Source organism: Actinomycetospora sp. C-140, from assembly GCF_054796175.1.
The window spans coordinates 516,308-534,869 of sequence record NZ_JBTWNF010000002.1 but is presented as its reverse complement, the minus strand read 5'-3'; the positions used below and the strand labels follow the sequence as shown (position 1 = coordinate 534,869).

At 73.0% G+C, this 18,562-nt stretch carries 18 protein-coding genes; 11 read left to right on the top strand and 7 right to left on the bottom strand.

Annotated features, from left to right (window positions below):
• Positions 1-31 precede the first annotated feature (31 nt).
• The 6 genes from ACR9E3_RS05555 (at position 32) to ACR9E3_RS05530 (ending at position 5,821) form a co-directional block, all read left to right on the top strand.
• Positions 32-1,015 (top strand): IclR family transcriptional regulator, encoded by a 984-nt coding sequence (locus tag ACR9E3_RS05555; protein WP_460379049.1) that lies wholly within the window; start codon positions 32-34, stop codon positions 1,013-1,015.
• The gene (locus ACR9E3_RS05550) at positions 1,012-1,698 is read left to right on the top strand and encodes an ABC transporter permease (RefSeq protein WP_460379048.1); all 687 of its coding nucleotides are present in this window, start codon (positions 1,012-1,014) and stop codon (positions 1,696-1,698) included. Before ACR9E3_RS05555 ends, ACR9E3_RS05550 begins: the two co-directional genes overlap by 4 nt.
• A gap of 52 nt (positions 1,699-1,750) precedes the next feature.
• Positions 1,751-2,812 (top strand): ABC transporter ATP-binding protein, encoded by a 1,062-nt coding sequence (locus ACR9E3_RS05545; RefSeq protein WP_460379077.1) that lies wholly within the window; start codon positions 1,751-1,753, stop codon positions 2,810-2,812.
• Entirely contained in the window at positions 2,809-3,621 is an 813-nt protein-coding gene (locus ACR9E3_RS05540; RefSeq protein ID WP_460379047.1) for an ABC transporter permease, read from the top strand. Before ACR9E3_RS05545 ends, ACR9E3_RS05540 begins: the two co-directional genes overlap by 4 nt.
• Positions 3,622-3,697: 76 nt before the next feature.
• The gene (locus ACR9E3_RS05535; RefSeq protein ID WP_460379046.1) at positions 3,698-4,720 is read left to right on the top strand and encodes a glycine betaine ABC transporter substrate-binding protein; all 1,023 of its coding nucleotides are present in this window, start codon (positions 3,698-3,700) and stop codon (positions 4,718-4,720) included.
• Between the two features lie 135 nt (positions 4,721-4,855).
• Entirely contained in the window at positions 4,856-5,821 is a 966-nt protein-coding gene (locus ACR9E3_RS05530) for a glycine betaine ABC transporter substrate-binding protein (protein WP_460379045.1), read from the top strand.
• Here the strand turns inward: ACR9E3_RS05530 and ACR9E3_RS05525 are convergent.
• Complete coding sequence (locus tag ACR9E3_RS05525; protein ID WP_460379044.1) at positions 5,818-6,495, bottom strand: NAD(P)H-binding protein; 678 nt, start codon at positions 6,493-6,495, stop codon at positions 5,818-5,820. The two genes, ACR9E3_RS05530 and ACR9E3_RS05525, sit on opposite strands and share 4 nt — an antisense overlap.
• Before the next feature lie 157 nt (positions 6,496-6,652).
• Here ACR9E3_RS05525 and ACR9E3_RS05520 point away from each other — a divergent pair, with 157 nt between their 5' ends.
• Together ACR9E3_RS05520 and ACR9E3_RS05515 are read left to right on the top strand one after the other, a co-directional pair.
• A complete protein-coding gene (locus ACR9E3_RS05520; protein WP_460379076.1) occupies positions 6,653-7,717 on the top strand; it encodes an amidohydrolase family protein in 1,065 nt (354 codons plus the stop codon).
• Positions 7,714-8,424, top strand: coding sequence for an iron-sulfur cluster assembly protein (locus tag ACR9E3_RS05515; RefSeq protein WP_460379043.1), 711 nt, complete (start codon positions 7,714-7,716; stop codon positions 8,422-8,424). Before ACR9E3_RS05520 ends, ACR9E3_RS05515 begins: the two co-directional genes overlap by 4 nt.
• 209 nt (positions 8,425-8,633) lie before the next feature.
• On the opposite strand, the gene ACR9E3_RS05510 is transcribed toward ACR9E3_RS05515, so the two are convergent.
• The 4 genes from ACR9E3_RS05510 to ACR9E3_RS05495 all read right to left on the bottom strand — a co-directional run bounded on the left by ACR9E3_RS05510 (position 8,634) and on the right by ACR9E3_RS05495 (position 12,742).
• Entirely contained in the window at positions 8,634-9,596 is a 963-nt protein-coding gene (locus ACR9E3_RS05510; RefSeq protein WP_460379042.1) for a hypothetical protein, read from the bottom strand.
• 177 nt (positions 9,597-9,773) lie between these two features.
• Positions 9,774-10,901, bottom strand: a complete 1,128-nt coding sequence (locus ACR9E3_RS05505; RefSeq protein ID WP_460379041.1) for a 5-methyltetrahydropteroyltriglutamate--homocysteine S-methyltransferase — start codon at positions 10,899-10,901, stop codon at positions 9,774-9,776.
• 10 nt (positions 10,902-10,911) lie between these two features.
• The gene (locus ACR9E3_RS05500; RefSeq protein WP_460379040.1) at positions 10,912-11,739 is read right to left on the bottom strand and encodes an IclR family transcriptional regulator; all 828 of its coding nucleotides are present in this window, start codon (positions 11,737-11,739) and stop codon (positions 10,912-10,914) included.
• Positions 11,740-11,764: 25 nt separating this feature from the next.
• Positions 11,765-12,742, bottom strand: a complete 978-nt coding sequence (locus ACR9E3_RS05495) for an aldo/keto reductase (RefSeq protein ID WP_460379039.1) — start codon at positions 12,740-12,742, stop codon at positions 11,765-11,767.
• A gap of 103 nt (positions 12,743-12,845) precedes the next feature.
• On the opposite strand from ACR9E3_RS05495, the gene ACR9E3_RS05490 reads away from it, so the two are divergent.
• A complete protein-coding gene (locus tag ACR9E3_RS05490; RefSeq protein WP_460379038.1) occupies positions 12,846-15,203 on the top strand; it encodes a glycoside hydrolase family 65 protein in 2,358 nt (785 codons plus the stop codon).
• A 12-nt stretch (positions 15,204-15,215) separates the two neighbouring features.
• Here the strand turns inward: ACR9E3_RS05490 and ACR9E3_RS05485 are convergent, their stop codons facing one another.
• Entirely contained in the window at positions 15,216-15,620 is a 405-nt protein-coding gene (locus ACR9E3_RS05485; protein ID WP_460379037.1) for a hypothetical protein, read from the bottom strand.
• A gap of 172 nt (positions 15,621-15,792) precedes the next feature.
• On the opposite strand from ACR9E3_RS05485, the gene ACR9E3_RS05480 reads away from it, so the two are divergent.
• Together ACR9E3_RS05480 and ACR9E3_RS05475 are read left to right on the top strand one after the other, a co-directional pair.
• Complete coding sequence (locus tag ACR9E3_RS05480; RefSeq protein WP_460379036.1) at positions 15,793-16,650, top strand: helix-turn-helix domain-containing protein; 858 nt, start codon at positions 15,793-15,795, stop codon at positions 16,648-16,650.
• A 72-nt stretch (positions 16,651-16,722) separates the two neighbouring features.
• Entirely contained in the window at positions 16,723-17,055 is a 333-nt protein-coding gene (locus tag ACR9E3_RS05475) for a DUF397 domain-containing protein (protein ID WP_460379035.1), read from the top strand.
• A 4-nt stretch (positions 17,056-17,059) separates the two neighbouring features.
• Here ACR9E3_RS05475 and ACR9E3_RS05470 read toward each other — a convergent pair whose 3' ends face one another.
• Complete coding sequence (locus ACR9E3_RS05470; protein WP_460379034.1) at positions 17,060-18,535, bottom strand: serine/threonine-protein kinase; 1,476 nt, start codon at positions 18,533-18,535, stop codon at positions 17,060-17,062.
• Positions 18,536-18,562: the final 27 nt, after the last annotated feature.

The window sequence follows — 18,562 nt, the reverse complement described above, 5'->3', positions numbered from 1 at the left end:
GCCGGCGGAGGCGCGGAGGGGAGGGCGGGTCGTGAGTCCTCGTGCGCGCACCGGAGGCTCGGACGCGCCGGCCCAGCGCACCCCGGCGGCCGCGATCGCGGCCACCGAGCCGTCCGCCACCGCCCCGGCGCCCCGCGGCCGCCGTCCCCGCGACGAGGCCGGTGGCCCGGTCCACCGCGCGCTCGACGTCCTCGACCTCCTGGGCACACCGGGCGGCCCGTCCGCCCTGGGCGTCGTGGAGATCGCCCGCCAGCTGGGGCGTGACAAGTCGCAGGTCTCGCGCCTGCTGAAGCTGCTGGCCGACGCCGGGTACGTCGACCGCGAGCCGGGCTCCCTGCGCTACCGCATCGGCACCCGGCTGTTCGCGATCGGCGCGACGGCGGTCGACCGCCGTCTGCGCGACGAGGCCGACGCCGCCGTCGCCCGCGAGGCCGCGCTGCTCGGCGAGCGGGTCGACGTCGGCATCCGCAGCGGCGGCAGCGTCATGACGATCAGCACGGCCGCGCCGGACAGCGAGCTGCGCGCGGCGGGGTGGGTGGGGCGCACGGTGCCGTTGTCGTGCACCGCCACCGGTCGGTCGCTCCTGTTCGATCTCGACACCGCGGCGATCGCGCGCATCATCGTGCCGGAGGGCCTCGGTCCCGCCGGCCCCGCGGCGCCGCGGTCCCTCGACGAGCTGGTCGCGCGCGTCTCCGACGAACGCCGCCGCGGCTGGTCGCTCGCCCGCCACGAGACCGACCGCGGCCTGCTCTCCCTCGGCGCCCCCGTGCGCGACAGCAGCGGCACCGTGGTCGCCGCGCTCGGGGTGAGCGGCCCCGAGTCCCGCGTCGACCCGGTCCTCGACGAGGTCCGCGCCGCGGTGCTGCGCGCGGCCTCCGACCTCTCGCGCGCCCTGGGGGCGGGTGTCACCACCTCCGCCGGGCACACCGCCGCCCGCGCCGGACCACCCGCCACGAGCAGCGACGCCGTGTCCTCCCTGTCCACCCCCCCTGCTCCCGAGAGAGGAGCGTCGTGAACTTCCTGGACTATCTCGCCACCAACTCCCAGCAGATCGTCTTCCTGACCCAGGCGCACTTCCTGGTCGTGCTCATCGCCGTCGGCATCGGTTCGCTGATCAGCGTCGCGCTGGGCCTGGCGGTGTCCACCGGCGAGCCCGACCCGCGCCGCTACTCGCTCGACTGGTTCGCCACCGGCATCCGGGAGGGCGGGCTGGTCTTCACGGCGGCGCTGCTGACCGTCCCCTCGCTGGCGCTGTTCGCGCTCTTCCTGCCGATCACGGGGCTCGGGGTCACCACCGCGATCATCGTGCTGATCATCTACACGCTCTACACGGTGCTGCGGAACACCGTGGCCGGCCTGACCACGGTCGACCGCGCCGTCCTCGAGTCCGCCCGTGGCCTCGGCTACGGCCGCGTGCGGCGCCTCCTGACCATCCAGCTCCCGCTGGCGTGGCCGGTCATCCTCAACGGCATCCGCGTCACCACGCTGATCTCCATCTCGATCGCCGTGGTCGGCGCCGTCGTCCAGGGGCCCGGCCTCGGCATCCTGCTCCTCAACGGGATCTCCCGCATCGGCGCGGCGAACTCCTTCTACCAGGTCCTCGCGGGCACCCTGCTGTGCCTCGTCGTCGCCGCCGTCTTCGAGATCTTCTTCGCCATCGTCCAGCGCCTGACCATTCCCAGGGGGATCCGTGTCTGAGAGCACAGACCAGCCCGTCGTCGAGACGCCCCAGGGCGCCGGCAAGTCCGACATGATCGTCCTCGAGGGCGTCGAGAAGATCTATCCGGGCAGCGAGGTGCCCGCGGTCAGCCAGCTCGACATGGCCATCCCGCAGGGCGAGATCGTCATGCTCATCGGCCCCTCGGGCTGCGGCAAGACGACCACCCTGAAGATGATCAACCGGCTGATCGAGCCGACGTCGGGGCGGATCCTGCTCGACGGCAAGGACGTCACCCACGTCAACGGCGACCAGCTGCGCCGCGAGATCGGCTACGTCATCCAGCAGGGCGGCCTGTTCCCGCACTTCTCCATCGCCGACAACATCGGCGTCGTCCCGAAGATGCTGGGCTGGGACAAGAAGCGGATCGCCGAGCGCGCCGACGAGCTGCTCCACCTCGTCGGCCTCGAGCCCGCGACGTTCCGCAGCCGCTACCCGCGCCAGCTCTCCGGTGGTCAGCAGCAGCGCGTGGGCGTCGCCAGGGCGCTCGCCGCGGACCCGCCGGTCATGCTCATGGACGAGCCCTTCGGCGCGATCGACCCGATCACCCGCGACCGTCTCCAGGACGAGTTCCTCGAGATCCAGCGCACGGTCGGCAAGACGATCGCCTTCGTCACCCACGACCTCCAGGAGGCCGTGAAGCTCGGTGACCGGATCGCGGTGTTCTCCACCGGCCGCCTGGCCCAGTACGACGACCCGGACACGGTCCTCACCCGTCCCGCCAACGACTTCGTCTCCGACTTCGTCGGCGGCGGCGCCGCGGTCCGGCGCCTGTCCCTCCTCGAGCTCGCGCGTCTGGAGCTGCACCCGATCGAGACCGACGAGAAGGCCGTCGGCAACAGCAACGGCAGCCCGGTCGCCGAGGTCGACGCGTCCGGCAAGCCGGTGTCGTGGCGCCACCTGCCGGGTGCCGACGCCGCGGGCGTCGCGCTCGTGACGGTCCCGATCTCGGGCACCGTGTACGACGCCGTGGACGTCATGCTCGACGGCTCCGCCTCCCTCGTCGCGGTCGTCGACGAAGAGGGCCGCGCCCAGGGTGTCCTGCACTGGAACGACCTCGTCAGCGGACTGCGCACCCGGGAGCGTGACGCGTGAGCACGGCCACCTCGGAGACCGTCGACCTCCAGGCCGAAGAGTCGGTCGAGGAGGCCGAAGGGGGACAGGGCCGGATCACCTCGCTCTGGAGCCAGCACTACGACCTGGTGATCCTGCCCGCGATCATCATCCTGCTGCTGGTGGCGCTGTTCCTCTACGTCGGCACCCGCAACCTGGACACCATCGAGCAGCGCGTGCTCGCGCCCGACAACGTCGGGGGGCTGCTCTGGCAGCAGATCCTCCTGGCGGCGACGTCGACGGTGCTGGTGCTGGTGATCGCGGTGCCGCTGGGCATCGTGCTGAGCCGCCGCGGCGCCCGCCGGGCCCAGGGCCCGGTGCTCGCGGTGGGCGGCTTCGCCCAGGCGCTGCCCCCGTTCGGCGTGCTGCTGCTCATGGCGTTCTGGCTCGACTTCGGCTTCTGGACGGCCATCGTCGGTCTCACCATCGCCGCCCTGCTGCCGGTGCTCCGCAACACGGTCGTCGGGCTCCAGCAGGTCGACCAGTCGCTGATCGAGGCAGCCCGGGGCATGGGGATGACGTCGCGTCAGACCCTGTTCCGGGTCGAGATCCCGCTGGCGGTGCCGGTCATCGTCGCCGGTCTGCGCGTGGCGCTGGTGCTCAACGTCGGCACGGCGACCCTGGCGAGCTACATCGGTGCGGGCGGGCTCGGTGAGCTCGTGCAGCAGGCCCTGCGCCTCAACCGCATCAACGTCCTGCTCGTGGCCGGCGGCATCATCGCCGCGCTCGCCCTGCTCATCGACTGGCTCGCCGGCGTCGCCGAGCGCGTCGTCGTGTCCCGCGCCGGCTAGGCCGGCCCTGGTTTTCGTCTCGGCCGTCCGCCCCGCCAGCGAGGCCCGGCCAACCCCGGAGGAAAAGGAGAACAACGTGCGGTGGACATTCCGCGGCGGCCGCTCCGGCCGTCGCACCGGCTGGCGGGCGGGCGCGGTGACGCTCGCCGCCACGGCCCTCCTGGCCGCGGGCTGTGGCGGCCTCTCGGGCAGCGGCCAGCCGCAGGCCCAGGGCGGCAGCCTCGCGGCCAGTGGCATCAACCTGCAGGGGCAGACCTACACGGTCGGCGGCAAGGAGTTCGACGAGCAGCTCGTCCTCTGCAACATGACCATCGCCGCCCTCCAGTCGGTGGGCGCGACGGCCAACAACCGCTGCAACATCACCGGTACCGCGTCGACCCGCGCCGCCCTCGTCGGCGGGCAGATCGACATGTACTGGGAGTACACCGGCACCGGCTGGATCACGCACCTCAAGCAGGCCAGCCCGATCCCGGACTCGCAGCAGCAGTACATCGCGGTCCGTGACGCCGACCTGGCGCAGAACCAGATCGTCTGGCTCCCGCCGTCGCCGTTCAACAACACCTACGGCCTCGCGGTGACCCAGGCGTTCGCGCAGCAGAACAATCTGCGCACGCTCACCGACTGGGCGAACTTCACCAACAGCGGCAACCCCGCCGCGACGCTCTGCGTCGAGGCGGAGTTCGCCGGCCGCGACGACGGCCTCGCCGGGCTGTTCCGGACCTACGGCGTCAACCCGGCGCCCACCGGACCGCCGAAGCTGAACACCCTCGACACGGGCGCCATCTACCAGGCCACCGCCAACGGCAACCCGTGCAACTTCGGTGAGGTCTTCACCACCGACGGCCGCATCCCCGGCCTGAACCTGGTGACGCTGCAGGACGACAAGAACTACTTCCCGAAGTACAACGCGTCGCCGACCATCCGCAAGGAGGTCTTCGACCGGAACCCGAGCGTCCAGCGGGTCTTCGACGCGATCACCCCGCGTCTGACCGACCAGGTCATGCTCGACCTGAACGGCCAGGTCTCCTCGCAGGGGCAGGACCCCCAGCAGGTGGCCACGCGCTGGCTGCAGCAGCAGGGGTTCATCGGCGGCCAGTGAGCCGGTGATGAGTCACTGACCGCGTGACGACGGCGGCCGGTCGCGGATCCCCCGGGATCCCGGCCGGCCGTCGTCGTCGTGCCACCTCGATCGTCCACAACCGTTCCGACCGTTCCGACCGCGGAGGCCCTGCCCGTGCGACGACTGCGGCGCTCCCTGGTCCTGACCGCCCTCCTCGTCACCGTCCTCCTCGCGACCGCCGCCGGCTGCGCGGAGGCCCAGCGGCTGACCCCGCCGGGCAGCCTCGCGCGCGAGCTGGACCTCACCGGGCAGACGCTGACCGTCGGCGGCAAGGAGTTCGCCGAGCAGCTCCTGCTCTGCAAGATGACGATCGCCCTGCTCCAGTCGACCGGGGCGACCGTGGTCGACCGCTGCGACACCAAGGGCTCGGCCAACGTCCGCGCCGCGCTGGCCACCGGCCAGATCGACATGTACTGGGAGTACACCGGCACGGCCTGGCGGACGTACCTGTCCCAGGAGTCGACGATCGCCGATCCGACGGCGCTCTACGACGCCGTGAAGGAGGCCGACGCCGGCAACCGGATCACCTGGCTCGACCCGACGCCGTTCAACAACACGTACGCCCTCGGCGTGCGCACCGACACCGCGCAGCGCCTGCGGGTCCGCACCATTTCGGACTTCGCCGCCCTGGTGCGCTCGGGCTCACCGGAGGCGACCCTCTGCGTCGACCAGGAGTTCACCGGGCGCGAGGACGGCCTGCAGGGTCTGCTCGCGACCTACGGGATCACCCTCGGGGACCAGGCTCTCGACACCCGGGAGATCGAGGAGATCTATCCCGCCATCGCCGCGGCGAACCCGTGCACCTTCGGCGAGGTGTTCGCCACCGACGGGCGGCTCAACCCGCTGCGGCTGTCCACCCTCGTCGACGACCGCGGCTACTTCCTGCCCTACAACGCGGCGCTGACCGTGCGCACCGACGTCATGGAACGCGCGCCGCGGCTGGCCCTGCTCGGCCGGATGCTCGCCCCGACCCTGACCGAGCAGGTGATGCGCGGGCTCAACGAGCGCGTCTCGGCCGGCGGCCGGAGCGCGGACGAGGTGGCGCGCGGGTTCCTGCGCGAGCAGGGTCTGATCGGTTAGGTGGTCGCCGCCCCGACGGCCTGGGCCGGGGGCACCGTGCCCCCGATGAGGTCGAGCACTTCGCCCGCCGAGGTCGGGGCGTCGAGCAGGGCGAGGAGGACCGCCGCGACGTCGTCGCGCGTCACCTCGCCGTAGCCGACCGGCGGTGAGCCCCCGGCCGGGCCGAGCCGGACCAGTCCGGTGCCCGCGTCGTCGGTGAGTCGCCCGGGGCGCAGGATCGTGAGGTCGAGGTCGCCGCGTGCCCGCAGGGCGTCCTCGGCGGCCTTCTTCGCCCGCAGGTAGTGGGCCCAGACCGAGTCGTCGTCCTCCGGCGCGGGCGGGGCGTCGATGTTCATGGCCGACACGAGCAGGTAGCGCCGGACCCCGGCGGCCGCGGCGGCGTCGGCGAGCAGCAGGGCGGCGTCGCGGTCCACGGTGCCCTTGCGCTCGGCGGTGCTGCCGGGACCCGCGCCGGCGGCGAACACCACCGCGTCCGCCCCGGTCAGGTGCTGGGCCAGGTCACCGGAGCCGATCTCCTCGAGATCGGCCAGTACCGGCTCCGCGCCCGCCCCCCGGACGTCGTCGGCGTGGTCCGGGTTGCGGATCAGCGCCACCGAGGCGTCCCCCCGCGCGGCCGCCTGCCGCTCGAGCCGCAGCGCGATCTTGCCGTGTCCACCGGCGATGACGAGGCGCATGCGGCCGACCGTACGCGTGCGCGAGGCCGTGCCCGATTAGTCCGTTTCGGCGGCGGGTGGAAACCGTGGTCTTGCCCACGCGAAGACGATCACGTGTGATGTGGACCGCGTGGCCACCACCACACCCACCACCACGACCGCGCGGGAGGCCGTCGCCGTGTACGAGAAGAACGGTGAGAAGTACTTCGTCGTCGATTCCCACATGCACTACTGGGACGCCTCGCCCGAGAACTGGGTGCCGGGGGCGGAGCAGTACGCCAAGGGCTGGATCGAGTGCTTCCACGCCTACCAGTCGCTGGGCCCGGCCGAGACGCACCAGTCCCTCGAGGAGTTCCAGAAGGTCTCCGAGGACCAGCTGATGCGCGAGGTCTTCGACGAGGGCCACGTCGACGTCGCGATCTTCCAGTCGACCTATCTGCGTGAGTGGTACAAGGACGGCTTCAACACCAGCGAGCGCAACGGCGAGCTGGCGAAGAAGCACCCGGACAAGTTCCGCGTCAACACGCGCTTCGACCCGCGCGACGGCGACGCCGGGATGCGCGAGTTCGAGAAGAACGTCGAGATCTACCAGCCCACCGGCGTGAAGCTGTACACCGCGGAGTGGAACGGCGACTCGCGCGGGTTCAAGCTCTCCGACCCGGAGTGCTACCGCTTCCTCGAGCGGGCCCAGGAGCTGGGCATCAAGAACGTGCACGTCCACAAGGGCCCGACGATCTGGCCGCTGGACAAGGACGCGTTCGACGTCTCCGACGTCGACCACGCGGCCACCGACTTCCAGGGCCTGAACTTCATCGTCGAGCACGTCGGCCTGCCGCGCATCGAGGACTTCTGCTTCATGGCGACGCAGGAGCCCAACGTCTACGCCGGCCTCTCGGTCGTGCTCGGCGGCCTCATGCACGCCCGCCCGCGCTTCTTCGCCAAGGTCATGGGCGAGCTGCTGTTCTGGGTCGGCGAGGACAAGATGACCTTCGGCTCGGACTACAACATCTGGGAGCCGCGCTGGCAGGTCGAGGGCCTCGTCGACTGGGACTTCCCGGAGGGCGCGGAGTACGACGACTACCCGCGGCTCGGCGTCGACGGCAAGAAGAAGATCCTCGGCCTGAACGCGGCCCGGCTCTACGACATCCCGGTGCCTGCGGAGTGCCAGCTGTCCTCGGACACCAGCGCCCCGGCCTCGCCGGACGACGCCGAGCTCGTCGACCGTGAGGTGGCCCAGGCATGACGCTGACCTCCGACGCCTCGCCGGCCACCGTGGCCGGCGGGGTGTGGGAGGCGCTGCGCACCGTCCGCGACCCCGAGCTCGACACCGACGTGGTCTCGCTGGACTTCGTCGGCTCGTGCTCGGTGACCGACGACGGGGTCGCGCACGTCGCGCTGCGCCTGCCCACCTACTTCTGCGCCCCGAACTTCGCGTTCCTCATGGTCGCCGACGCCTGGGACGCCGTCGCGGCCGTGCCGGGCGTCGTCCGGCCCGATGTCGTGCTCGTCGACCACTTCGCCTCCGACGCCATCAACGCCGGCGTCGCCGCCCGGGCCGGCTTCGTGTCGTCCATGGCGGGCACCGAGGTCGGCGAGGCGGTCTCCGAGCTCGACGACCTGCGGCGCACGTTCACCGAGCGCGCGCTCATGGCGGGCACGGACCTCGTCGTCCGTCCGCTCATGGCCGCCGGGGCGACGCCGGAGCAGGTCGCGCGCATGACCCTCGGCGACGCACCGGCGAGCGACGACCTCCGGCGCCTGCGGACGCGCCGGCGCGAGCTCGGGATCCCGTCGGACGACGCGGACCCCCTCGTCGTCGACCCCACCGGCGCCACGGTCGGCGTCGAGGCCCTCCCGCTGCACCTGCGCAAGGCACGCAGCTACCAGGTGGGCGTCGACGCCAACACGAGCATCTGCCGGGGCCAGCTCGCCGCCCGCTACGGCGTCTGACACCCCCGAGCGCGCCCGCCTCTCCCGCCCACGCGGGGGGGCGGGCGCGCGGTGGTGTTTGCAGCGAACGCGCTGTTCGCTGCTTCTATGCGCACAAAGTCCCCGTTCGCTCTCGGCCAGCGGGATGTGCCGGGCGCCGCGGTGCGCAGCGAACGCGCTGTTCGCTGCTTCTATGCGCGCAAAGTCCCCGTTCGCGACGGGGTCAGAGCTCAGTCGCGTGACGCGGGGCGAGCATCGATCTCCGGGCACGGTCGGGCGGCGGCGAGCCGATAGGATCCCCACAGCTCCTCGACGACGGCCGCCTTGTCGGTGAGCAACCGCCGGGGCCGTGTGTGGGCCACGACGAGGGCGTACGCCTGCATACGGGCCCGCCGGCGCAGCGTGCGGTCCCAGTCCTCGAGCAGGAAGTGGTGCTTGTAGGAGTCGATCTCCCACACCATGCCGACGTCGGGGAAGTAGGCATCGGCCTCGGCGATGAAGGTGCCCGACGGGTCGTAGAGCCGCGGGTTCCAGAGCACGGGCGGGAGCCCGCTCTCCTGGTGGAGATCGTGCGCCCACCCCTCGGCGACCGAGCGGACGCCCTCGGCGAGTTCCTCGAGGAGCACCCGCCGAGGAAGCGCGCTCCCTCGCTGCGAGCCAGCGGCCAGCTCGGCGAGCAGGCGAGTGACGGTCGTCCGTTTCCGTTGGACCACTTCGGCGAGGACGGCGCGGACGGCATCCCGACGGTCGAGGCGCCGGACCGTGTCGATGACGGCGCGCTCCAGTGGGGCGAGCGTGAGTCCGCCGACGTCGACCGGCTCCGGGAGGCGCTCCGTGCGCTCGATCTCCACGAACGCCGAGGACGTCCGCTGACGGTCGGGGCCGACGAGCACGAGGATCCGTCCGGTGGGCGTGGGGTTCGTCAGGCCGTATCGGCTCAGCGCCTCGCTGCCGCTGATCACCGAGTCCGCACCCGCGTACAGCAGGGCCGCTGCCGCGCGCTGATCAGCGGTCGGCTCGTCGCGCCCGTCCTTGACCACGCCCCGGAGGACGCGCCGCGCGTGACCCGCCTGCACACGCCGGGCGACCGTCGAGGACGGCAATCCGAGGGCAGTCAGGTCGGCGACCGCCGCGACGCCGAAGAGTCCGACGGAGGCGATGGCGACGGGATCCACCCGGGGACGACGCGGCATGGAGACGAGCGTCGGCCCGCCGGCCTCCGGAGCGGTAGCGAGCACCGTGTGCCCTGTGGACGCGAACGGCCGATGGGGACGGGCATTCGGCCGGTCGCGACAGCTCCGGGTCCTCGCGAACGGGGACTTTGCGCGCATAGAAGCAGCGAACAGCGCGTTCGCTGCAACAGCGTCGCGTCAGCCCCAGACGTCGCGGGCGACGGAGACGACGAGGTCGAGCTTCGCGCGCTGCTGGTCGACGGTGAGGTCGTTGCCCTCGACCGTCGACGAGAACCCGCACTGCGGGGACAGGCAGAGCTGCTCGAGGGGCACGTACTTCGACGCCTCGTCGATGCGGCGCTTGAGCGTGTCCGGGTCCTCGAGCTCGCCGGTCTTCGTCGTCACGAGGCCGAGCACGACCTGCTGGTCGCCGCGCGGGACGAAGCGCAGCGGCGAGAAGTCGCCGGAGCGGGCGTCGTCGTACTCGCAGAAGAAGCCGTCGATCTCCAGGCCACCGAAGACGGTCTCGGCGACGTAGTCGTAGCCGCCCTCGGCCGCCCACGAGGAGCGGTAGTTGCCGCGGCACATGTGGGTCGTGACGCGCAGGTCGGCGGGGCGGTCGCGCAGGACCTCGTTGATGGTGCGGACGTAACGCTCGTGCATGTGGTCGGCGTCCTCGCCGCGTGCCGCCATCGACTCGCGCTGGGCCGGGTCGTTGAGGTACGCCAGCGAGGTGTCGTCGAGCTGGAGGTAGCGCACGCCGGCCTCGTAGAGGCGCGCGACCTCGCTGCGGTAGGCGGCCGCGAGGTCGGCCCAGAACTGGTCGGGGTCCGAGTACGGCGAGCCCTCGTGCACCGGGGCGCCACCGAGGCGGTAGTGCAGCATCGAGGGCGAGGGGATCGTCAGCTTCGGGACGGCGGTGGTCACGGTCGACGCCAGCATCGCGAAGGCGTCGCCGAAGATCGTCTGCGAGATCCCGATCCGCTGGTCGATGACGAGCGACATCGCCGCGAACGTCAGGTCGCCGGACTTGTTTCGGAACGCCACCTCGACCGACGAGTCCTGCGACGAGGTCACGCCGTCGAGCTGGTAGAGGAAGTCCATGTGCCACGACGTGCGGCGCATCTCGCCGTCGGTGGCCGCCTGCAGGCCCGCGTCCTCCTGGAGGGCGACGGCGTCGCGGATGGCGTCGTCCTCGACCTTGCGCAGCTCGTCGGCGCCGATCCGGCCGGCGGCGTGGTCGTCGCGGGCCTGCTTCAGGGCCGGCGGGCGCAGGAGGCTCCCGACGTGGTCGGCACGGAACGGGGCGATGGTCCGGGCACTCATGCAGGCAACGCTATCCGCGACGGGCGGCGCGCGGCTCGTGACTCTCCCACCCACCGGAAACCGGGGCGAGCAGGGCGCCGGCGGCGCGGTCGGCACCGGCGCGCACCGCGCGCTCCAGCCGGTCGCGCCGGTCGGCGATGCTGCCCGGCCCGCCGGCGGGCACGACGGGCACGGCCACCGCGACCGCGCCCACCAGGGTCGGCTCGCCGGACTCGCCCGGGATGCGGACGGGCGCGGCCAGGCAGGCGAGCCGCTCGTGGAACTCGCCGCGGTCGGTGGCCACACCCCGCCGCCGCACGGCCTCCAGCTCGCGGTCGAGGTCGGCGCGGGCGGTGATCGTGCGGTAGGCGAGCGACGGCAGCCCGTCGCGGGACAGGACCGCCGTCCGCGCCCCGTCGGGGCACTCGGCGAGCAGGAGCTTGCCGACCGCGGTGGCGTGCAGCGCGCCGCGCCACGACGAGATGACCGGTACGGGGTGGCTGGCGCAGTCGTCGTGCGCGACGACCACGACGTCCTCGCCACGGAACGCGGTGTAGAGCGTGCCGGCCTCGGCGGCCCGGTGGACCGAGCGCAGGATCCGGCCCAGGCCGCGCGGGACGGCCAGCTGGGCGACCAGCCGGTCCTGCAGCGCGGGGACCTTCGGGCCCAGCCCGAAGCCGCGCGAGGTCTCCAGCCGCACCAGGTAGCCGTCGGACACGAGGCTGTCGAGCAGGTGGTAGGTCGTCGAGAGGTTGTACTCGAGCCGCCGGGCGACGGCCTTGGCGGTGATCCCGTCACCGGCCGCGGCCACCACCTCGAGCACCTGCAGGGCGCGGTGCACCGAGGAGAGCGCGCTCACACCGCCCATGACACCCGAGCGGCGCTCACCCCGCCAATCGGGTGTCCTCCGAGGCCTCGGTCAGGGCCGCGAGCTCGTCGGGGGCGAGGGTCAGCTCGGCCATGGGCAGGATCGTGCCGAGCTGGGACACCGTGCGGGCGGACGCGATCGGCGCGGTGACGGTCGGCTGGGCGGCGAGCCACGCGAGCGCGACCGCCGCGACCGGGACGGCGTGGGCGCCGGCGACCTCGTCGAGCACGCCGAGCACGCGGGCGCCGCGGTCGTCGAGGTACTCGACCGCACCGCCGGCGCGCGCCGAGGCCATCGCGCCGCTGGTGTCCGGGGCCGGATCCCCGGGCCGGTACTTCCCGGTCAGGAACCCCTTGGCCAGCGCGAAGTAGGGCATGACGCCGAGGTCGGCGGACGCGGCCACCTCGGCGAGGTCGTCCTCGTAGACCGCGCGCTCGACGAGGTTGTAGTGCGGCTGCAGGGCGACGGGGCGGGCCAGCCCGTGCCGGTCCGCGAGCTCCAGCGCGCTCGTCAGCCGCGGCGCCGAGTAGTTCGACAGCCCGACGTGGCGGATCTTCCCCGCCCGCACCAGCTCGTCGAACGCCCCCAGCGTGTCCTCGAGCGGCGTGTCGGGGTCGTCGCGGTGGGCGTAGTAGAGGTCGATGTGGTCGGTCTGCAGGCGGCGCAGCGAGTCGTCGCACGCGGCGCGCAGGTTGTCCGGCGCCAGGCCCGGGCGCTCCGGCCACGAGCCGACCTTCGTGGCCACGACGACGTCGTCCCGACCCCGCGAGGACAGCCACGACCCGAGCACCCGCTCGGAGTCGCCGCCGGAGTTCCCCTCGACGCGCCAGGTGTAGGAGTCGGCCGTGTCGACGAAGTTCCCGCCGGCCGCGCGGTAGGCGTCGAGCACCGCGTGGGAGGTCTCCTCGTCGGCGGTCCAGCCGAACACGTTGCCGCCCAGGCAGAGCGGGTGGACCTCGAGATCGGAGCGGGGGATGCGGACGCGGGAGGCCATGGGGTCCACGGTAGGCGCGGCCGGACTATTCTCCGCGCCGACCTCCGCGGGGAGATCGACGACGCTCCCGGCGGGCCCCGGCCCCCGCACGAGGAGAACCTCCGTGATCGCCAACCCGTTCCGCGTCGACCCCTGGACCGTGCACGAGCCGCACGTCGACCTCGACGCCCTGCCGCAGACCGAGTCGCTGTTCGCGCTGGCCAACGGCCACGTCGGGATGCGCGGCAACCTCGACGAGGGGGAGCCGCACGCGATGCCGGGCACCTACCTCAACTCGTTCTTCGAGTCGCGCCCGCTGCCGCACGCCGAGGGCGGCTTCGGCTTCCCGGACGAGGGCCAGACGCTGGTCAACGTCCCGAACGGCAAGCTCATCCGCGTGCTCGTCGACGACGAGCCCCTCGACGTGCGCTACGGCCAGGTCAACGCGCACCACCGCACGCTCGACATGCGCGCCGGGACGCTCACGCGCCACGTCGACTGGGTCTCGCCCAACGGCCAGCGCGTGACGGTGACCTCGGAGCGGCTCGTGTCGTTCTCGCAGCGCGCCGTCGCCGCGATCCGCTACGAGGTCTCGGTGCCCGAGGACGCCGGCTCCGAGGCGCTGCTGGTGATCCAGTCGGAGCTCTTCGCCAACGAGCAGATGCCGGTGATCGAGGGGGATCCGCGCGTCGCCGCCGCGCTGCAGGACGTGCTGGTGCCCGAGCACCACTCGAACTCGAGCCACGGCGCCCGCATGACCCACCAGACCCGGCGCTCGGAGCTGCGGGTCGGCGCGGCGATGGAGCACCAGGTCGAGGGGCCCGACGACGCCAAGGTCACGAGCTCGTGCTCGAACAACGTCGGGCGCACCACGGTGATCACGCGCCTCAAGCCGGGCCAGTCCGTCCAGGTCGTCAAGTACATGGCCTACGGCTGGTCGAGCCAGCGCTCCCAGCCCGCGATCGTCGACCAGGTCGAGGCCGCCCTCGACGCGTCGGTCTACACCGGCTGGGACGGCCTCGTCGCCGCGCAGCGCGAGTACCTCGACGACTTCTGGGCGAAGGCCGACCTCGAGATCGACGGCGACCCGCGGCTGCAGCAGGCGCTGCGGTTCTGCCTGTTCCAGGTGCTGCAGGCCGGCGCCCGCGCCGAGCACCGCGCCATCGGGGCCAAGGGGCTCACCGGCCAGGGCTACGACGGCCACAGCTTCTGGGACGGCGAGACCTTCGTGCTGCCGGTGTTCATGTACACCCAGCCGCGGGCGGCCGCCGACGCGCTGCGCTGGCGGCACAGCACGCTCGACATCGCCACCGCGCACGCCGCGCACCTCGGGCTCGAGGGCGCCGCGTTCGCCTGGCGGACGATCAACGGCGAGGAGTGCTCGGGCTACTGGCCCGCCGGCACCGCCGCGTTCCACGTGAACGCCGACATCGCCGACGCCGTCATGCGCTACGTGGCGGCCACCGACGACAAGGCGTTCGAGCGCGAGGTCGGGGTCGACCTCCTCGTCGCCACGGCGCGGCTGTGGCGCTCGCTGGGCCACCACGACAGCGACAGCGCGTTCCGCATCGACGGCGTCACCGGCCCGGACGAGTACTCGGCCGTCGCCGACAACAACGTCTACACGAACCTCATGGCGCAGAAGAACCTGCGCGGCGCGGCCGACGCCGCCGTGCGCTGGCCCCGCGAGGCCGAGCGGCTGCACGTCTCACCGGAGGAGATCGCGAGCTGGCGCAGCGCCGCGAACGCGATGGTGATCCCCTACGACTCCGCGCTCGGGGTGCACCAGCAGAGCGAGGGCTTCACCCGTCACGCGGTGTGGGACTTCGAGCACACGCCCGAGGAGAACTACCCGCTGCTGCTCAACTACCCGTACTTCGACCTGTACCGCAAGCAGGTCGTCAAGCAGCCGGACCTCGTGCTGGCGATGGTCCAGTGCCCGGACGCGTTCACCCCGCAGCAGAAGTACGACAACTTCGTCTACTACGAGCGGATCACCGTCCGGGACTCGTCGCTCTCCCCCGGCACGCTCGCGGTCATGGCCGCCGAGACCGGCCACATGGACCTCGCCTACGACTACCTCTGCGAGTCCGCCCAGATGGACCTCGCCGACCTCGAGCACAACGTGCGCGACGGGGTGCACCTCGCGGCGATGGGCAGCGCCTGGACCGCGATCGTCATGGGCCTCGGCGGGATGCGCACCCACGACGGGCGGCTGACGTTCGCGCCGCGGCTGCCCGAGGCGCTCTCCGGCGTGCGGTTCCGCATCCAGTGGCGGGGGCGCTCGCTGCACATCGCGGCCGAGGGCGCGTCGGTGACCTACACGCTGGAGAGCGGCGACGAGATCACCCTCGGCCACCACGGTGAGGACTTCAAGCTCGCCGCCGACGAGCCCGTCACCCTCGACGTCCCGCACGCGCCCGCCGTCGGCGAGGTGGAGCAGCCGCCCGGGCGCGCGCCGCTGTTCCGGCGCCACGGGTGACGCTCGCCGGGGTCACCGCGCGCGGCGGGTGACCGGCACGATCCGGTGGCGCCGGTGCTCGGCGCACACCCCCAGCGCCCGCCACGGCACGGGCGGCCCGGCCTGCTGGTAGCGCGAACGGGCCGGGTGCCACAGCCCGTCGGCGCCGCGATCCCAGCGGGCGACCCCGGGGACCTGGCCCAGCACCGTCACCGAGGCGACCTCGGCGGGCTCCGGGTCGGCCGCCACGTCGTAGCCGTCGCCGCCCACCGGCAGCCCGCAGCGGCAGTGGGTGAGGGTCGCGCGGTGGCCGGTCGCGGTGGTGGTCGTCGTCCCGCTCGCCGGTTCGGCGGGCAGGATCCACTGCGCGATCCAGTCCGGGCCGCCGGGCAGCGGTGTCGGGTCCTGGTGGGGCTCGACCGAACGTTCGACAACCACCGACGGCCTCCACGGGTGACGCGCCAGTACCGGGGCCGGGCTCCGCGCCGCTGCGTCGCCCGACGTTACATGTAGGGAGAAGCGTAGTTCACCGCTTCGTGTCGGCGCTGCTGGCTACCCTCGTCCGGACGACCGGCGCCGACCGGCGGCGCCGGTGGCACGGGAGGGACCGGTGGAGGCCGACCGCACCGACCCCAGCGCCCTGCGCTGGCTGATCGGTCACGAGTTGCGCGCCGCACGCGAGGGGGCCGGCCACACGCAGACCGCCGCCGCGCGCGTGCTCGGCTGCACCCACGCGAAGATCAACTACCTGGAGCAGGGCAAGAACCAGCAACGGCCCGACGAGGTCGGCAGGCTCCTGCGCTCCTACGGCGCCGACCCGACCGACGTCGAGCGCCTCGCGTCCCTGGCGTCGGCGGCCGACCGCGGCACCTGGTGGGCGCCCTTCGCCGACGTCGTGCCCGACTGGCTGCGCACGTTCGTCGGGCTCGAGGGCCTCGCCTCGGCGGCCTTCGCCTACGAACCGCTGCTCCTGCACGGCCTGCTGCAGACCCGCGCGTACGCCACCGCGCTGCTCCAGGACGCCCTGCGCGTGCCCGTGATCGACGTCGACCGCGTCGTCGGGCTGCGCCTCGCCCGCCAGCAGCGTCTGCACGACGCGTCACGGCCGCTCCGCTACGAGGCGGTGATCGAGGAGACGATCCTCGACCGCATGGTGGGCGGACGTGCGGTGATGGCGACGCAGCTCGACCACCTGCTCACTCTCTCGGAGCAGAAGAACGTGTCCATCCGGGTGATGCCGCTGGCGGTCGCCGTCCACGACGGGCTCGACGGCGAGTTCACGCTGCTCGATTTCGACGCTGCGCGATCGATCGGTTACGTAGAGTTCCAGGACGGCGCGGTCTACGTCCAGGATCCCGACCGGATTGGCGGATACCGCACGACCGCTGCAAGACTGCGCGGCGCGGCGCTGCCGGAGGACGCCTCCCTCGAGGTGATCCGTGCCCGGCGCGCGACGCTGGGGCCCTGAGCCCTTCAGCCGCGGCGGGGGGCCCGTCTCGCGGCCCGCATCGCTCCCCTGGTGCAGCAAGGAGACGAGCTCATGACGCACGGATGGCGGACCTCCAGCTTCAGCTCCAACGGCGCGAGCTGCGTCGAGGTCCTCGAGGCCGACGGCGCGGCCTACCTGCGCGACACCAAGGAGGACGGCGGCGGCCCCGTCCTGCACCTCGACGGCGACGCGTGGTCAGCGTTCCTCGACGAGGTCGCCCGCGACGTGCCCTCCGCCAACGGCGCGGTCGAGGTGAGCGCGGGCCCGGCCGGCGACCGCGCGGTGCTCGAGACCTCGTCCGGCGCGGTCCTGCACTTCCGCGACGACGAGTGGACCGCCTTCCGCGACGGCGTCGTCGCCGGGGAGTTCGGGCCCGGGGTCTAGCGGCTCAGTTCGTGCCGCCGCCGGTCGTGCCCTGGCGACCGCCGACGAGGCCGCCGCCCCCGGTGCCGTCGGTCGTCCCGCCGTCGGTGCCACCGGCACCGGTCCCGGTGTCGGTCCCTCCACCGGGGTTGGCCGGTGGCACGACGACGGTGGTCGTGGTCGTCGTCGGCCGCACGGTCGTCACCGGCGGGGGCGCCACGGTGGTCGTCGTGGTCGGCTCGGTGGTGCGCCGCGAGCGGGTGGTCGTCTCCTGCTCGGTGGTGGTCGTGCTGCTCGTCGTGAGCACCGGCGCGGGGACGACCGGCGCGGGTGGCGCCGCGTCCTCGCGGTTGGAGAGCAGGAAGTAGCCGCCGACACCGCCGGCGAGCAGCAGCGCCAGCAGCGCGACGACCGCGGCGCGGCGGCCCCGCCGCGGCTTCTGCTCGGGCTCCGGCGGCGGCTCGCCGGCGCCCACCAGGGCGGTCGGGCCGGCGCCGTACGCGCCGGTGGCCCCGTAGGCCGCCGGGGCGTAGCCGCCGGGCGGCGTGCCCATCGCGCGGGTCGGGCCGCTGGTCGCCCCCATCGGCGCGTACGCCGTGGGGCCGGTCGTGCCGCCCATCGCGGTGGTGCGCATCGCGCCGCTGCCGGTGACCGGCGCCGGGGCCAGCACGGTCTGGGCGTCCATCCCGACCTCGCGGCCGAGCATCCGCAGCTCGCCGACCACCTGCTCGGTGGTGGGGCGTTCCGTCGGCTCGTCGAGCGTCATCCCGGCCAGCAGGTTGCCCAGCGCGGGGGGCAGGTCGGGCGGGATCTCCGGCGCGCGGTGCAGGCGGGCGACGGCGGCCTCGAGCGCGTTGCCCGGGTACTCGCGGCGCGCGGTGATGCACTCGAGCAGCACCAGGCCCAGCGCGTAGACGTCGGAGGCCGGGCCCACCTGCTGGCCGCGGACCTGCTCCGGCGACAGGTAGGACGCGGTGCCGATCACCATGCCGGTGGCGGTGATGTTCGTGGCGTCGGCGAGCACGGCGATGCCGAAGTCCGACAGGTGCGGGCGGCCGTCGGTGTCGAGCAGGACGTTGCCGGGCTTGATGTCCCGGTGCACCACGCCGTGGCGGTGCACGTAGGTCAGCGCGTCACCGAGCGCTGCGCCGAGGGCCACGACGTCGCCGAGGGCGAGCGGGCCGCTGCGGATGCGGTCGGCGAGGGACTCCCCCTCGATCAGCTGCATCACGAAGTACGCCCGGTCGCGCTCCTGGCCGACGTCGTAGATCGTGACCAGACCCGGGTGGTTCATCCCGGCGAGCGTCTGGACCTCGCGCTGTCGGCGGGACTCGTCGGCCTCACCGACACCGGCGGGGAAGAGCTTGACGGCGACGTCGCGCCCGAGGAGCTCGTCGCGGGCGCGGAAGACCTCTGCCGCGCCGCCGCGCCCGATGAGGTCGCCGAGGGTGTAGCGACCGCCACCGACCGTCGGCGGCGGGCCCGCCTCCGTCGAACTCACGCCCGCGCGCCTCCTCGATCCGCGTAC

What these genes read in the sequence shown, in the direction of transcription:
- ACR9E3_RS05545 (WP_460379077.1), top strand. Translation starts at nt 1,751, where the DNA reads ATGATCGTCCTCGAGGGCGTCGAGAAGATCTATCCGGGCAGCGAGGTG.
- ACR9E3_RS05525 (WP_460379044.1), bottom strand. Translation starts at nt 6,495, where the DNA reads ATGCGCCTCGTCATCGCCGGTGGACACGGCAAGATCGCGCTGCGGCTC.
- ACR9E3_RS05515 (WP_460379043.1), top strand. Translation starts at nt 7,714, where the DNA reads ATGACGCTGACCTCCGACGCCTCGCCGGCCACCGTGGCCGGCGGGGTG.
- ACR9E3_RS05510 (WP_460379042.1), bottom strand. Translation starts at nt 9,596, where the DNA reads ATGCCGCGTCGTCCCCGGGTGGATCCCGTCGCCATCGCCTCCGTCGGA.
- ACR9E3_RS05505 (WP_460379041.1), bottom strand. Translation starts at nt 10,901, where the DNA reads ATGAGTGCCCGGACCATCGCCCCGTTCCGTGCCGACCACGTCGGGAGC.
- ACR9E3_RS05495 (WP_460379039.1), bottom strand. Translation starts at nt 12,742, where the DNA reads ATGGCCTCCCGCGTCCGCATCCCCCGCTCCGATCTCGAGGTCCACCCG.
- ACR9E3_RS05475 (WP_460379035.1), top strand. Translation starts at nt 16,723, where the DNA reads ATGACGCACGGATGGCGGACCTCCAGCTTCAGCTCCAACGGCGCGAGC.